General features: G+C 39.7%; 11 protein-coding genes. 9 read left to right on the top strand and 2 right to left on the bottom strand.

The window, feature by feature from the left end:
* Window positions 1-110 precede the first annotated feature (110 nt).
* The 4 genes from EHQ24_RS05300 (at window position 111) to sufB (ending at window position 6,391) form a co-directional block, all read left to right on the top strand.
* Window positions 111-2,642, top strand: coding sequence for a hypothetical protein (locus EHQ24_RS05300; RefSeq protein WP_135600613.1), 2,532 nt, complete (start codon window positions 111-113; stop codon window positions 2,640-2,642).
* A gap of 181 nt (window positions 2,643-2,823) precedes the next feature.
* A complete protein-coding gene (locus EHQ24_RS05295) occupies window positions 2,824-4,332 on the top strand; it encodes an ATP-binding cassette domain-containing protein (RefSeq protein WP_135600766.1) in 1,509 nt (502 codons plus the stop codon).
* A 35-nt stretch (window positions 4,333-4,367) separates the two neighbouring features.
* Entirely contained in the window at window positions 4,368-4,961 is a 594-nt protein-coding gene (locus tag EHQ24_RS05290; RefSeq protein WP_135600612.1) for a peroxiredoxin, read from the top strand.
* Window positions 4,962-4,996: 35 nt separating this feature from the next.
* Window positions 4,997-6,391 (top strand): Fe-S cluster assembly protein SufB, encoded by a 1,395-nt coding sequence (sufB, locus tag EHQ24_RS05285; protein WP_135600611.1) that lies wholly within the window; start codon window positions 4,997-4,999, stop codon window positions 6,389-6,391.
* Window positions 6,392-6,411: 20 nt separating this feature from the next.
* Here sufB and EHQ24_RS05280 read toward each other — a convergent pair whose 3' ends face one another.
* Complete coding sequence (locus EHQ24_RS05280) at window positions 6,412-6,714, bottom strand: transmembrane 220 family protein (protein WP_135600610.1); 303 nt, start codon at window positions 6,712-6,714, stop codon at window positions 6,412-6,414.
* 72 nt (window positions 6,715-6,786) lie between these two features.
* On the opposite strand from EHQ24_RS05280, the gene EHQ24_RS05275 reads away from it, so the two are divergent.
* On the top strand, window positions 6,787-8,022 hold the full coding sequence (locus EHQ24_RS05275) for a PQQ-dependent sugar dehydrogenase (RefSeq protein ID WP_135600765.1): 1,236 nt from the start codon (window positions 6,787-6,789) through the stop codon (window positions 8,020-8,022).
* Between the two features lie 67 nt (window positions 8,023-8,089).
* Complete coding sequence (locus tag EHQ24_RS05270) at window positions 8,090-10,078, top strand: LTA synthase family protein (RefSeq protein ID WP_135600609.1); 1,989 nt, start codon at window positions 8,090-8,092, stop codon at window positions 10,076-10,078.
* Here the strand turns inward: EHQ24_RS05270 and EHQ24_RS05265 are convergent.
* Window positions 10,075-11,394, bottom strand: coding sequence for a sterol desaturase family protein (locus EHQ24_RS05265; protein WP_135600608.1), 1,320 nt, complete (start codon window positions 11,392-11,394; stop codon window positions 10,075-10,077). The two genes, EHQ24_RS05270 and EHQ24_RS05265, sit on opposite strands and share 4 nt — an antisense overlap.
* A 214-nt stretch (window positions 11,395-11,608) precedes the next feature.
* Here EHQ24_RS05265 and rlmN point away from each other — a divergent pair, with 214 nt between their 5' ends.
* The 3 genes from rlmN to EHQ24_RS05250 are packed head-to-tail and all read left to right on the top strand — an operon-like array spanning window position 11,609 to window position 14,647.
* On the top strand, window positions 11,609-12,667 hold the full coding sequence (gene rlmN / locus EHQ24_RS05260) for a 23S rRNA (adenine(2503)-C(2))-methyltransferase RlmN (protein WP_135600607.1): 1,059 nt from the start codon (window positions 11,609-11,611) through the stop codon (window positions 12,665-12,667).
* Window positions 12,654-12,938, top strand: coding sequence for a Cys-rich protein (locus tag EHQ24_RS05255; RefSeq protein WP_135600606.1), 285 nt, complete (start codon window positions 12,654-12,656; stop codon window positions 12,936-12,938). The genes rlmN and EHQ24_RS05255 overlap by 14 nt, the downstream gene beginning before the upstream one ends.
* Entirely contained in the window at window positions 12,935-14,647 is a 1,713-nt protein-coding gene (locus EHQ24_RS05250; RefSeq protein WP_135600605.1) for an ArnT family glycosyltransferase, read from the top strand. Before EHQ24_RS05255 ends, EHQ24_RS05250 begins: the two co-directional genes overlap by 4 nt.
* The last annotated feature ends 22 nt before the right edge of the window (window positions 14,648-14,669 follow it).

Genomic DNA, 14,669 nt, shown 5'->3' with positions numbered 1-14,669 from the left:
GGTCAGTTTGGCTTAAAAAGCCTCGTAAAATGCTAGGAAATCGAATATTCTTGGATTTTGCTTTAAGTTCATACATACAAAACCTCGAAAATAAAGAATAGAACCCTTATATGTTAACCACCCTCATGATGTTACTCGGTCTTTCTGGCACAGGTGCCGATCTCGATGATATCGCTCGGAGCGAGGGGGGAGGTAGGTCTGAAGAGAATTTAAGTCCGAGACAAAAAAGGCGAAAACAGCAGAGAGAATCTTCCAGGGAGGAAGAACCAAGGCAGCCAAACTCACGATCTTCCAATACGGAAAGGCCTTCTCGTGGGGGGCGTGGGCAGGAATTAAATTTCCAAACCGATCCTAAGGAACCTAAATCCAAACCAAAACCATTGTCGGAAAGATTACCTGAATTTGAATCCGAGGATGATTTCACCGACGAACTAGGAGTTGGTGGAGATAAGGGTAATGCGGCTAAGCCTGGACGAAACAGACGTGATAAACAAAAATCTCCCAAAAGTCTCAGTGATCTTCCGTTAGGTGATTTTGGAGAAGAAACACCAGACACCCCTGAAACTGGAGATAGACCAAGAAGAGAATCTCCTGACATTAGTTTTTCCGCTGATGACATAATCTCTAAAAATTCAAAATACAGTTTTCATAGAAGGCCACTTCTCAATGCAGAAGCCCTTGTCGAAGCAGAACAAGTGGAAGAAGCGATTGAAATCTTTGAACGAACGGGGCATAGAATTCCTGATCCCGAAATCAAAGAAAAAATAAAGAAAAACATTCAGGATCTAGAAGAGTTTTTAGAAGACAATCCACAAACACCTAAAGGGGGAGAACCTGGTAAGGGTGATCCGTTAAAATCAGAATCTGATCCAAAAGATAAAAAGAAAAAAAGAGAACTGAAATCTGGAATTCCAACACCTGAAAAAGATTTAAGTGATCTGGTAGGTGCTTTAAAAGAAGTATCCGAACTATTTGCTGAGTCCATTGCTCGTGCCATTCAATTCGCACAGAGTAGTCCACCACCTAATTTTCCACAAACGCCACAATCGATTCCTCAAACAACTTCCGAATTACCTCCACCACCGCTCCCACCAGGTGTTACAGAAAAACCTAGGCCTTCTGAGAATCGGGGTTCAGAGAATTCGATATCTTCTCCACAAGTGAACCAAACAGTCGCAGGTGGAAACCAATTGGTTCATCCGATTGTGTATCAATTTTTGCAATCTTCTCCGGGTGGTCCCGGAATTGATCCAAAAGCAATTCAAAACCAAGACCAACTCTTGCAATCGTTAAACCAGGGTTTGACGACTGGTGGACTAGCAGGTGGGGCACCAGGTTTTCCTATGGCACCTCCAGGTTCTGGGATTGTGGGACCATTTTATGTTCCGCCAGATATGGCGGGAGTATCTAAAGATCCTGAAACTCCAAAACAACCTATCGACTTAGAGTCGCTAGCTGATCAAATTTCTAAAAAAGATGTTTCAGAACTAGATCTTCCGGAAGATACATTTTTCTCTAATGATTGGAAACAATTCAAAGACCTTCCTCTTGTCGATAGACGTAGTGGTGACGAACGGAGAAAAAATGCCGATCGCAGGACAAACATTGCGGGAAGAAAAGATAGAAGGTCAGGAGATGATAGAAGGAAACGAGACCGGTTCAAAGAAAGGGAAGATTTTTTAAAAAACCAAGCCTTAAAGAAAATAGAAAAAAAAGCAAAGGAACTGGAAGCAAGAGGAGATGAATCCTCTCTCAATGATTTACTCAAACCTTATTTTCCAGAGAACCAAGGTTTAAAACTTCCAGAGGCTTGGGATCTGGAACCCATTGGTCTTCCTGATGCTAATGATTTACGTAGGGATGATAAAGAACCAGCTCTCCATCCTTCTGAAAAAGGCGGAGAACCCGATTGGTTTGAATCCACAACAGATTCTCTTCGTAAAGAGTTAGAACTTCCTGATCCGATTGATCCTAAAACCGAAAAGTTAATTTCTCCGAAATCTGACTTACCAGAGGCAAAAGATCCAAACAAATCAGAAACCATCATTGAAACAGATTTACCGATCCAGGTGGAACTCACCAATCGGCCGTTAACCAGTGAAGATTTAAGGATTGGTCTTCCTGACGCTGATGAAGTTTTTCGGGATCGAAAACAAAGAGAAGAAGCTGGGTTACCGGGGGAAGAACCATCTTTTGAAGATGCGGAAGCTCCTGAGATAGAAATCGTAGATGGAAACTTGGGTGAGATTGCGGATGAAGAATCTCCCGTCCCTCTGGATGAAATGGCTGAAAAAGCCACAGAAGATGAACCAGAAAAAATCATCCATGGGGTTTTAGAACTAAAACCTCCCGAAGCCGATGACGCACCATTTTTAACTCTTACTTACGATTTTGGAAAGATCCCCCATGCATTTCGTCTTTCAAAGAATTATTCTATTATGGAATATTCATATTATAAATACAAACCGATGTTAATGAAAGCCCAAGAGTTTGCTCGCAGGAAGATGTTGAAAAATGCATTGAACTACTACCGAGTCATCAAATCACAAAACATCCCGCCGGAGCTACGTAAGATGATCAACAGAAACATCCGAGACATTACAGAGTTTATGGAAAAATTCTTAATGGCCAAGGGAAACTAACTCTTGACAACTTTTCCGACTTCATTCAGTCTAACATTCATAAACGAGGTATGATCCGATGAGATTGCGGCTTAAATCAAATAGGTAAGCAAAATAAAATACTAAATCCACACTTCTCCTAATCTCTTTAGGACGAGACATGCTTACCTATTCCCTATTTGGAAAAACAGGAGCTTGTCGTATGTCCTATCATATCACCATTCAAAATCTAAATTTTAATTACGAATCGCAGTCAGAGTTTTTATTCCAGAACTTAAACCTCGCGTTTGGTCCGGGATGGACTGGCATTGTCGGCAAAAATGGAACGGGAAAATCCACTTTAGCAAAACTCATTGCAGGGGAAATGGAACCACATACTGGAACCATCCAAGGAAATGACTTCGTACGTTATGTTTCGCAAAGTAATGAAGTTCCAAAAGAATCGTTAGAGGATTTTTTATATGATGATTCTAAAGAATCGGGTCGTTATAAAAATCTTTTGAAAGTTTCTTTGGATTCACCTGAGGACTATGAGTTTTTAAGTTTTGGGGAAAAAAGAAGGGTCATCCTTGCTATGGCCCTTTCCGAATCTCCTGGTGTTTTGATTCTGGATGAACCTACCAATCATTTAGATTTGGATAGTATCCTCATCATTCGCGCTGCCCTTTCTCAGTTTCAAGGGATAGGAATTTTAATCAGTCACGATAGGTCATTGTTAGATGATCTTGTCACCCATTGTGTATTCCTCGAAAAAAACTTTTATTCCGAACGGCCAGGAAATTATTCAGAAGGCAAAAGGGAGATGGAGAGAGAGGCGCTGGAGCGAATCCATGATTGGGAAATTGCGCGTAGTGAAAGGAAAAAACTGGATGCGGAACTCAAACGGAGAAGAGAAGAAGCAAGTCTTTCACACAAACATAGATCCAAGAAGGGACTCGATCTCCATGACCATGATGGTCGGCATAAAAAAAACTTAGCAAGGGTTACCGGTAAAGATGGCCAAGCGGGGAGGCTCAAACAGCAGTTAGATAAAAGAATGGAACATTCCGAAAGAAAGGAAAAAGAAATTTTTGCTAAACTTCCTGAAAAAGAAAATTTAGGAATTGTTTGGAAAACAGAAATTTCCAGAAGGAAACATTTGTTTTTATGGGAAGAAGATCATTTAGATTTTGGGTTTATGAATTTACGACTAGATTCGAATCTCCAAATCCAACCTGATTCGAAAATTGCGATTACTGGAAAAAATGGATCGGGGAAATCAACCTTTTTGCAATTTCTCGCAAACGAATTAAAAGAAAAACAAATTCGTTCCTTGTATTTGCCCCAAGAGTTTTCTAAAAAAGAAATCACTGAATTACAATATGCATTTCAAAGTTGTTCTTCGGAGGAAAAAGCAAAAATCCTTTCGGGAGTTCACAAATTGGGGAGTGATCCGAAACGTGTTTTTGAATCAGAAGTTTTCAGTCCGGGGGAAATGAAAAAAATATTTCTTTCCCTCCATTTGGATTCACAAGTTGAAATCCTCCTCTTAGACGAACCAACAAACCATTTGGATATAAAATCTTTGGAGGCGCTAGAGAGTTCCCTTCAGTCACTTGGTGTTGCTTTGGTAGTAGTCAGTCATGACCGTCGCTTTCTTGAATCGATCGCAAAGGAAGAATGGTCATTGGAAAACCTGTCCCTGACCCAAAAACATCTAGACAGAATCTAATATCTGTACTTAGAATAATTCTAAGGAGTGACTTTATGCCACAAGTGACATCACATGCCCCAGATTTTAAAGCAACCGCTGTGATCGGGGACAGTTTTAAAGAAATCAAATTGTCAGATTACAAAGGAAAATGGGTGGTTCTGTTTTTCTATCCGCTCGATTTTACATTTGTTTGTCCGACAGAAATTATTGAATACGATGCAAAACTCGAAGATTTTAAAAAGATTGGAGCCGAAGTTTTGGGAGTTTCCGTTGATAGCGAATTTTCGCACTTAGCTTGGAAAAAAACAGCCCGAAAAGAAGGTGGTATTGGTGAGATCAAATACCCACTCATCGCTGACAAAACAAAAGAAATTGCAAAATCTTTTGGAGTTCTGATCGAGTCTGGCCCTGATGCAGGTGTCGCTCTTCGCGGAACTTTCATCATTGATCCAGCGGGAATCATTCGCCAAGCAACTGTTAACGACCTACCAGTAGGACGTAACATTGAAGAAGCTCTTCGCCTCATCAGAGCTTTCCAATTTGTGGAAAAACACGGTGAAGTTTGCCCTGCAAACTGGGACGAAGGAAAGAAAACGATGAAAGCAGATCCTACTGGATCCAAAGCTTACTTCGCTTCTGTAAATTAATTTAGGATTCTCTCCAAGTAGAGAAGGGGAAAAAAATGGAATCAACAGCCGACTTAGACAAGGTTTCTTTTGAATTTTATAAACCTGATAATTTTCCAAAGGGACTCACTCGTAAAGTTGTTGAATCCATTTCCCATATTAAAAATGAACCAAGTTGGCTTGCAGAATTTCGTTTAAAGGCTTTTGAAGTTTATGAACAGAAACCGATGCCGGCTTGGGGATTTATTCCGCAATTTCATATCAATATCGATGACTATGTGCATTACGTAGGTTCCAATCAAAAAAAGAAAAAATCTTGGGACGAAGTGGATCCAGAAATCCTGCGTAGTTTTGAAAAATTAGGAATTCCTGAACACGAAAGGAAATACCTGGCTGGAATCGAAACCATGAACGATTCCGAAACCATTTATGCTAATGTCAAAAAGGAACTGACTGACCTTGGGATTATCTTTTGTGACATCGATACGGCAATCAAAGAATACCCCGAACTCGTTCGTGAGTATCTGGGAACTGTTGTTACCATTGGTGATAATAAATTTTCAGCACTGAACTCCGCTGTATTTAGCGGTGGATCTTTTGCCTACATCCCAAAGGGAGTCAAAACTCCTATGCCTCTCCAAGCTTACTTTAAGGTAACAGCTGCTAGTTCCGGACAATATGAACGTACACTTCTCATCGCAGATGAGGGTGCACATTTGGAATACAGCGAAGGTTGTACTTCTGTCCAAGACAAAGGAACCAATTTTCATACCGCTGTTGTCGAACTCGTAGCCAAAAAGAATTCTAAAATCTTTTATACCACCATCCAAAACTGGAAAAAGAATATGTACAATTGGACAGTGAAACGAGGGATCTGCGAAGAAGCCGCTCATATCACTTGGACCGATTGTAATATTGGAGCCAATACCATCAAATACCCAGGGATCATTTTACAAGGGGATCATTCTACGGGTGATGTTTTGTCTTTGGCTTTTGCCGGAAGTGGGCAAGTGCAAGATACGGGAGCAAGGATCATCCATGTGGGAAAAAACACTCGTTCCAATATTTTGGCAAAAGGTGTGGCCCTCGATGGTGGAATCAATTCCTACCGTGGTTTAGTGAAATTTGAACCATCTAGCAAAGGATCTTACAGCCATATCAAATGTGATGGACTGATGATGGACAACCGCTCCCAGTCCCATGCGTATCCTTACAATGATGTATCAGGAGAAGAGGGAACTTTAAACTACGAAGCCACTGTCTCTAAAATTGATGACGACCAACTCTTTTACCTGCAATCGCGAGGGATGAGTGAAGATGATGCGAAGTTACTCATCATCAATGGATTTTGTGAAGGTGTCACCAAACATTTGGATGTTGAATATTCAGTTGAGATGACAAAACTCATCAAAATGATTTTGGAAGATGGAAAGGTGATTGCCGAAAAATAATCTTCGGCAATTCGAACTTTTTATTTTTTAAAGACAAGAAAAGCAATCGCCGCACTGGCAATCAAAAGTCCTAAAAATTCTCTGACTTCTTCCACTTCCATTCCAAAGTACGGAGTGTGGGCAAAATAATACCCTGCCAGAATTAGATAAATAGGAATCAGAATCCATCCCACAAACTTTGGAACCTTTCGAAATAGACTCAAAAGGGCTATGGCGGCCACTATTGCATATAGCGGGAACCAAAGGTAGGGGTCTGGGTCATTCAATTGCAAATAGGCGAAATAGAGGAAAATCGGAATACAAAGGATTCGAAAGAGTTTCATAGATGCGTTTAAGTTTTTTGATTGCGGTGAGAAATCCAAGCCAATTATCTTATGTGGGGAACCTTAAGTATGATGAAAATCCAAATCTTTGTTTTATTTTCCTTTTTAACTTTGTCAGTCTCTTGTGATGATATAGGTCGTAGCATTTTAAAAAATTACAATAAAAAGTATGAAACCGATGGCCAAGTCCTCGGATCCAAACCACTTTTTATTGGTGTCGATGCCAATCGAAAACAAGTGGCAATCGCTTTGCAGGAAGTGGTGAAAGTAAAGGAGCCAACTGACATCCAGTTTCCGCCAGGGGACAGCCCCTTTTTATTTGCTCTTGAAAAAACAGGAAATATGATTCTTTTCCACAGGGAAAAAAAGATAAGTCGTGTTTTGGCAAAATTTAATGTGATTACGGATAGTGAAGAAGGACTTCTTGGTTTGGCTTTCCACCCACAATTTCCCAAACAACCAAAGTTATATACCAATTATGTAAAATCTGCTGCAAATAAAGATGTTACCATCGTTTCCGAATGGGTAGTAGAAAATCCAACTAACTACGAATCAATGAAACTTGTAAACGAACGAGTGTTATTGCAAGTAGAGCAGCCTTATCCTAACCACAATGGGGGACAATTGGCCTTTGGACTCGATGGACATTTGTACATAGGGCTTGGAGATGGGGGATGGAGAGCCGATCCTAAAAACAACGGACAAAACCCAAATACCTTACTTGGTTCTATTTTAAGAATTAGTCCAACACCTGACTTCCAATCGAAAAAACCATATTCCATTCCTTCCGACAATCCTTTTGTTGGAAAAGCGGGTTATGCACCAGAAACCTTTGCTTACGGAATTCGTAACCCTTGGAGGATGAGTTTTTCACCTGACGGACGTTTGCTAGTCGCGGATGTAGGGCAAGATGCTTACGAAGAAGTAGATATCATTCTTTCTGGTAAAAACTATGGTTGGAACCAAACCGAAGGTTTTCATTGTTTTACCGACGGATGTAATACCGCTCTTTACGAACCTCCTTTTTATGAATATGGTAGAGAGGAAGGACAATCCATTACTGGTGGGTATGTTTATACTGGTTCTGCGATTCCTGCGTTAAAGGGAATGTATGTGTTTGGTGATTTTATCCAAGGAAAAATTTGGGCCATTCCTGTTCCAAAACCAGGAGAGAATACCAAGGTAACGGAAACGACAGCCCTTGGAAAATGGAACTTACTCATTCCTACGTTTGGTCGTGACAATGAGGGTGAAATCTTTCTCGCAGACTACCAATCGGGAACCATTTATAAAATGGTAAAACCATAATCGATTGGATTCGTTTACCAGCCTTTCACACTTTTTTAGCCTTATGGAAGTTTCTTAAATTTCATCTATGAAAAAACTATTTTCAAAATTGCCTTTTTACATTCGGTTCCACTTACTCCTTGCGGGTCTTGGAATCGTTTTTCTTACCGTTTACCGTGCCGTTTTTTTTACCATGTATTCCTATCGGATCCAAGACAAATCAGTTCTGATTTTGTTAAAGGCTTTTCTGAAGGGATTCCGATTCGATATTTCCGTCTTATGTGTGTTACTTGGGTTCAGTTTATTGTATGCGAGTTTGCATTTTTTAAACCGAAATAAAATCTATCGGGCAGTGTGGCGCACCTTACCTGTAGTTTTTATCATTCTATTGTTATTTCTTCTCATTGCGGATTTGATCTATTATGAAAATGGAAACAAACATTTAGGATACGAGGCTTTTGCTTATCTCGGTTTTGAGATGTTACCACTTGTGGGATCTGCCTTTTCTCAAAATCCATTTTTGTTTTTACTTGGAATTCTTGTGATTGGTGGAATTGGTTTCGGAATTTATAAAATCCAATCCAAGTTTCCGTATTCCCATGTAAACTTACATTACAAATGGGCTGGTCTCCAATTCCTAGTTGTGCTCGCACTTCTTGTGTTGGGAATCCGTGGGGGAATCCAAACGAGCCCACTAAGGACAAGTGACGCCATCATCACCAAAGAAACCATTATCAATGATTTGGTTTTGAATCCAGGTTTTACGGTCATCACAGACTTAAAGATGACTAAAGTGGATGACCGCCACTATATGAATCTGAGCGAATCTAGTGCCATCACACAAAAAGAAGTGGCCTATTCGGGAGCTACCTTTGTCAGCGAAGAATACCCACTTCTTCGGAAAACAACCGTTATATCAAATAAACCTTTGCCACATATTGTGGTGATTGTTTTAGAAGGTTGGACTGGCAAATACATTGATATCATTGGAACGGGTAAGGTAGAGGGGAAGGTGGTCACACCATACTTCAATCAACTCATCCGAAAAGGAATGTTTTTTAAAAACTTTTTTGCAAGTGGCGGAAGGACTACAAACGGTCTTATGGCGCTGATGGGAGGGATTCCCGATAGACCAGGCCTAACAGCCGTTCGCACACCGCAAATCCTCAATCGTTTTTCTGGTCTTGGGAATATTGCAAAAACCATCGGATATGAAACTTTGTTTGTAACCGGAACGGATCTGAGTTTTAACAATAAGGGAAGTATCATGTACCACTGGGGGTTTGATACTCTCGTTGGAAAAACTGAATTAGAAAAAAATCCCGAATACAAAACAGGGCCTTGGAGTTATTTAGATGAAGCATCTCTCGATGCCATGCACAAGAGACTCCTCAATGTAAAACCTGAAAAACCAATTGTCTCTGTGATTCATACAGGAACCACACATTACCCGTACAAAGTTCCCGATGAAAAGTATCGTTTGTTTGAATCCACCACACAAGACAGTGAATACTTAAATGTCCTTCATTATGCAGATTTTGCATTGAACGAATATATGGAAAAAGCAGCAAAGTCTACGTATTTTAAAGATACTGTTTTCTTTTTTGTTTCTGACCATAGCCACCACCGGTTTCTAAACTACTATGAAGATCGTAATGTTCCGCTCTTAATTTATGCTCCTGGAAAAATCAAACCGGAACTTAGAGAAGACATCACCTCACAACTGGATTTGATTCCTACCATCCTCGGATTTATGGAAAGGGAAGTTTATTTTAGTGTGATGGGTCGTGACTTACGAAAAGTAAAAGGAACATCTGCCTATTTTGCTTATGGAAATATCTTTGGATGGATAGAAGATGATTTTTTGTATTACCAGTCTGTATCCGGAGGGCAAGGGGAAACCAAAACCATTAAGCCCCCGTTTGTGGATTTAGGTCTTTGTTACAGAGATATCAATTTATGTAAAAAACATGGGGATAAAACAAAGGCATTTTTAAATTTAGGAGACGAACTCCTGAAGTCGAACAAGTTGTTCCCTTCAGAGTCCGTTCTTAAAGAAATTAAATCTAAAAACTAATACCAAGTATTAGAAATATTACTTAAATCAAAGAAGGTCTTTCGTTTGATGACAATCCATACAAGCGAAACAAACGAGAGGCCAATGAGTGGGATGGCAAAAATTTCAATATTAGGAATATTGGAATAAACTAGTGCCGCAACAAAAGCTAAGATAAAAAGTACGTTTCGTACCACTTCTGTCCTTCTTGACCATCGTTTCATTTCCATGGTTCGATCAATCGAAAACAAACTAAAGATAATCACAGCAGATAAAATTCCAAGAGTTGTCATATCCTGTTCTAAATTGATTTTTGCAACTTTCCAAATCACAAGACCCACAGCCATAAGAACTGCCGCCTGGAGTGCCACATAAATCATCACACCCATAGGTGGTTTTGGATCGTATTTTTGAACCTTTGTTGGTTCCGGTGCTTTGTCTGCTTCCGTGATGAGGTAAGTTGGTTTCCAACCTGGGGGCCCAAAAATCGTTTTAAAAACATCACCAACGGATTTACATTTCCAAACCTGAAAGAATATATCTTTGAACACATGCATGTTCACGGTGATGGGGTTAAAAGAATTCACGGGTTTCGTTAAACCGTAGATAGGTTCTTCTGTTTCCCATTCAAAGGATCCAAACATACGATCCCAAATGATAAAAATTCCACCATGGTTACGGTCGATGTATTTATCTTGGATTCCATGGTGGACTCTGTGGTTGGAAGGTGTCACCATAAACTGTTCTAAAAATCCAAGTTTACCGATAAAACGTGTGTGAACCACAAATTGGTAAACTTTCAGAATTCTATGGCTGAGTAAAAACATAGCCCAAGGAATTCCAAGGAGTGCCATAGAAAGAAAGTAAATATATTCGAATATTCTTTGTAATCCATTTCCACGGAAAGCAACAGATAAGTTCATTTCTTGAGTGGAGTGGTGAGTGACATGTGTCGCCCAGAATAAATTGATTTCATGGCAATGTCTATGAAACCAGTAATAAACAAAATCAGCAAAAACTACAGCAAATGTCCAAGCTCCTAGCGCCTGCCAGTTCACAGAAAAACTAGGAGAGAATTGGAACGGACTTTCCAAAGGAAAAAAATGGTAACCTAAGGCCGAGAGCGAAAAGTTTGTTTCGATTTTGTCATATACATACAAAGCACCGAGAAGGATGACAACTCCGATAAGTGCAAATATGACACCTGTACTCACATCGGCAATGAGAACATTCAATCGGTAGTATTGTTTTCCTTTGATGTAGGAAACAAAGATTTCGATTCCTATCAGTGCGACCATGACGATAAAGGCATATTCCATAAAGGCGTCGCTATTCATTCGTATTTTTCCCTCACTAGATACTAGGCTTTTGAATCACTGTATGTAAGTCAATGTCCATTTGGAAGCACCGATTTACGAAAAGATTCGTTCTAGAATTTTATTTTAGACTTGTTCCAAACAGATTCCAGAGTAAGACTGAATGAATCGCCGTAAATCCTTGTCCCTAGAGGGGGCAACGAAAAGATTGGCTAAAGGTGGAAATTCCAAACAAATGAAAGAGGAAATACCGGTTCTCAAAGGGAAAACCAAAAAAGAACTAGAAGAAATTTGTGTTTCCTTAGGCCTGGAAAAATACCGGGCGGCACAGATATACACAGGCATCTATAAGAGTCGTTACACGAACCTAGACCAATTCACCACCTTGTCCAAAGAAGTTCGTGAAAAATTAAAACAACATACTTTATACCCTGAAATTGAAATTGGTCGCGACTTGGCTTCCAAAGAAGATGGAACTCGTAAATTTACTTTTTATGTAGGTGAAAACAAAGAGATCGAGGCAGTTTGGATTCCTTCCGGTGATGGGGGAAGAAAAACCATCTGTATCTCATCTCAAATTGGTTGCACTCTCAATTGTAAATTTTGTGCGACAGGACTTTTGGAATACAAAGGAAACTTACACACTTGGCAAATCCTTGACCAGATTTTGCAAGTAGAACGACTTGTGGGCGACCGAGCCACCAATATCGTGTTTATGGGAATGGGTGAACCCATGCACAATTATTTTTCTGTAATGAAAGCAGCCCATATCCTTAGAGACCAAGAAGGATTTGGTCTTGGTGCATTACGCATTACCATTTCCACGGCAGGTGTGACAACAGGGATCAACCGGTTTATCGAAAACAAAGAACCATTTAATTTTGCAATTTCCCTCAACCATCCTAATCCCAATGCAAGGTCTTCAATCATGGATGTAAACGACAAACATCCGTTAGAGAAATTGGTTGATTCAGCCAAAAGGTTCACTAAGGAACTCGACCGAGCCATTACTTTTGAATATGTGATGATACCCGATGTGAACATGGGTCGGGACAATGCGGAACGACTCGCAAAAATTGCACGTTCTGTTAACAAATGTAAAATCAATGTGATCCCGCTGAATACAGACTTCACTGGATGGCGTAGACCCACCGATGACGAAGTAAAAGAATTTGTAATGCATCTTAAAGCTAAAACTACCGCTCCCATTCTCAACCGTAGAAGTCCTGGTCGGGACATCAATGGCGCTTGTGGAATGTTGGCATTAAAAGGAATTCGAAGTGAAACACGGTAAATGGATCTTAACTCTAATGTTGACTTTCTTTTTTGTCAACTGCCAAGACATAGTGGAAAAAAAATGCCAAGCAGCTTGTGAAGTATTTGTATCTTGTACTGAGGAAGAGTTAAAACTAACCTTGGCACCTGATGTCAAAAGAACAGGACGTATCCAATGTATGGATGGATGCACCACACACAATAGCGATATCTTACAATGTTATGACCAAGAACCAAATTCCTGCAAAGGATTTGGACAATGTTTAATTCAAATTGGTACTTTAGAATGAAAGAATCTTTATCTCTCTCTCCTTCCGAAAGAATTTTTTATCGAATTCTTCTGCTCTTAGCATCCATTCCCATTTTATTCACTCTTCCCTTAGATGTGATTGATATTGATAGTGCACAATACGCAGGTATTGGCCGTGAACTTGTTTTATCGAATGACTTTTTTTCACTGATTGATAATGGTAGAAGGTACTTAGACAAACCCATCTTAACCTTTTGGACCATCGCTACTTCTTTTTCCTTATTTGGAATTAATAACATTGCCTTTCGAATTCCGGCAATTCTCATCACCTTACTTTCTGTTTTTTCCTTATACCGGATCACGATTTTGTCAGGTGGAAAAGAAAGACAAGGGTACCTTGCCTCCATCGCTTACCTTTTGGCACCAGGGGTTTACGCCATGATTGTGGATCCAAAGATCGATGTGTATCTCACCGCCTATTTGGTGTTTACTTATCATTTCTATTATTTAGGTAAAAAACAAAATCCAAACTACTTCTATTTGATGTATCTGATGATGTCTATGGGTTTCATCACAAAAGGTCCAATTTCTGTTTTTATCCCTGCCATATCCATTGGCGGTGATATTTTATTTCGAAGAGATTGGAAATTACTTTTATCGATGCGAATTCCTACAGGGATCTTTGTTCTGGCATCTCTCCCTGCTTTATGGTGTTACTTTCTCTATCAAAACTTCAACTCCTATGGCCCAGTATTCTTTTTGTGGATCCAGTCTTTTGGTCGTTTTTATAGAGATATGTATGATATCAATTTTGATCCGTTTTATTTTTATAAATCATTTTCTTGGGCCTTCTTCAGTGGACTTGTGCCCATGATTATTTATATTTCCTTTCGCATCTATCAGTACATCAAATCACTGGGTTGGAAGGAAATTCTTCGAAAAATTCGTGCGAATGAATACAAAGAAATCGACTTTGTGATTCCATTCTGGGTTTTTCTTTTTCTATTTTTAATTTCCTTTTCTCGTTATCCACTCCCACAGTATACGTATTGGATTTTGCCTGGAGCCGCTTTGTACTTTGGTAAAATCATGGAAGAAAGTTTGTTTCGTTCTAATGTAGCAAGGTTACGCCCATCCTTTCTCATTGCTGGCCTTGTGTATTTAGTTGGATATTTTTTACTCCCCATCTTTGTTGCTGATGTCGGAATTCTTTATTATGTATTTGGGATCATTGGTGTGCTTTTTATCATGTTGTCAGCACAACTCATCCCACTTGAAATCCTAGTCACTCTTGTGGGTGCCACTTTGTTTTTTACTGCGATCAGTTTGGAATTTTATCCACTCCTCACTAGTTACCAACCTTCTAAAGAATTCGGTGCAAAAATCAAAGAACTGGAACCAAACGAACCAGTGGTTTATTCCTTTTGGTTGTCCAATTCCAAACGATCTTATGGATTTTATGCTGAAAGGAATTTCCGAAATGTATATGATAAGGATAAATTAGACAAACTTTGGTCCGAAAAACCGGAAAGGCTTCTCATCCTTCCTTCCGAAAAACTGACCCAATTGCAGGAAATGGCGGGGCCAGGATACCAGATTGAGCCGGTTCTCGAGAGAGAATCCTTTAAAGTGGCCACTCCGAACGTGGCTTTCTTAAAAAAAGAGACAAGAAACCTTGTCACAAAGAAAATTTCTTTGGTTTGGCTAAAAAAAATTCAGGGGAAATCTTCTAAAAACACGAAAGTATAACTAGGCTAAATTGTGTAAGTCT

Source organism: Leptospira noumeaensis (assembly GCF_004770765.1).
GTDB classification, from domain to species: domain Bacteria; phylum Spirochaetota; class Leptospiria; order Leptospirales; family Leptospiraceae; genus Leptospira_A; species Leptospira_A noumeaensis.
The sequence above is the reverse complement of the archived record's forward strand: the minus strand, read 5'-3'. Positions and strand labels throughout refer to the sequence as shown.

Coding starts and splice junctions, on each gene's coding strand:
- sufB (WP_135600611.1), top strand. CDS start 4,997: ATGGAATCAACAGCCGACTTAGACAAGGTTTCTTTTGAATTTTATAAA.
- EHQ24_RS05295 (WP_135600766.1), top strand. CDS start 2,824: ATGTCCTATCATATCACCATTCAAAATCTAAATTTTAATTACGAATCG.
- EHQ24_RS05300 (WP_135600613.1), top strand. CDS start 111: ATGTTAACCACCCTCATGATGTTACTCGGTCTTTCTGGCACAGGTGCC.
- EHQ24_RS05290 (WP_135600612.1), top strand. CDS start 4,368: ATGCCACAAGTGACATCACATGCCCCAGATTTTAAAGCAACCGCTGTG.
- EHQ24_RS05250 (WP_135600605.1), top strand. CDS start 12,935: ATGAAAGAATCTTTATCTCTCTCTCCTTCCGAAAGAATTTTTTATCGA.
- EHQ24_RS05280 (WP_135600610.1), bottom strand. CDS start 6,714: ATGAAACTCTTTCGAATCCTTTGTATTCCGATTTTCCTCTATTTCGCC.
- rlmN (WP_135600607.1), top strand. CDS start 11,609: ATGAAAGAGGAAATACCGGTTCTCAAAGGGAAAACCAAAAAAGAACTA.
- EHQ24_RS05275 (WP_135600765.1), top strand. CDS start 6,787: ATGAAAATCCAAATCTTTGTTTTATTTTCCTTTTTAACTTTGTCAGTC.
- EHQ24_RS05270 (WP_135600609.1), top strand. CDS start 8,090: ATGAAAAAACTATTTTCAAAATTGCCTTTTTACATTCGGTTCCACTTA.
- EHQ24_RS05265 (WP_135600608.1), bottom strand. CDS start 11,394: ATGAATAGCGACGCCTTTATGGAATATGCCTTTATCGTCATGGTCGCA.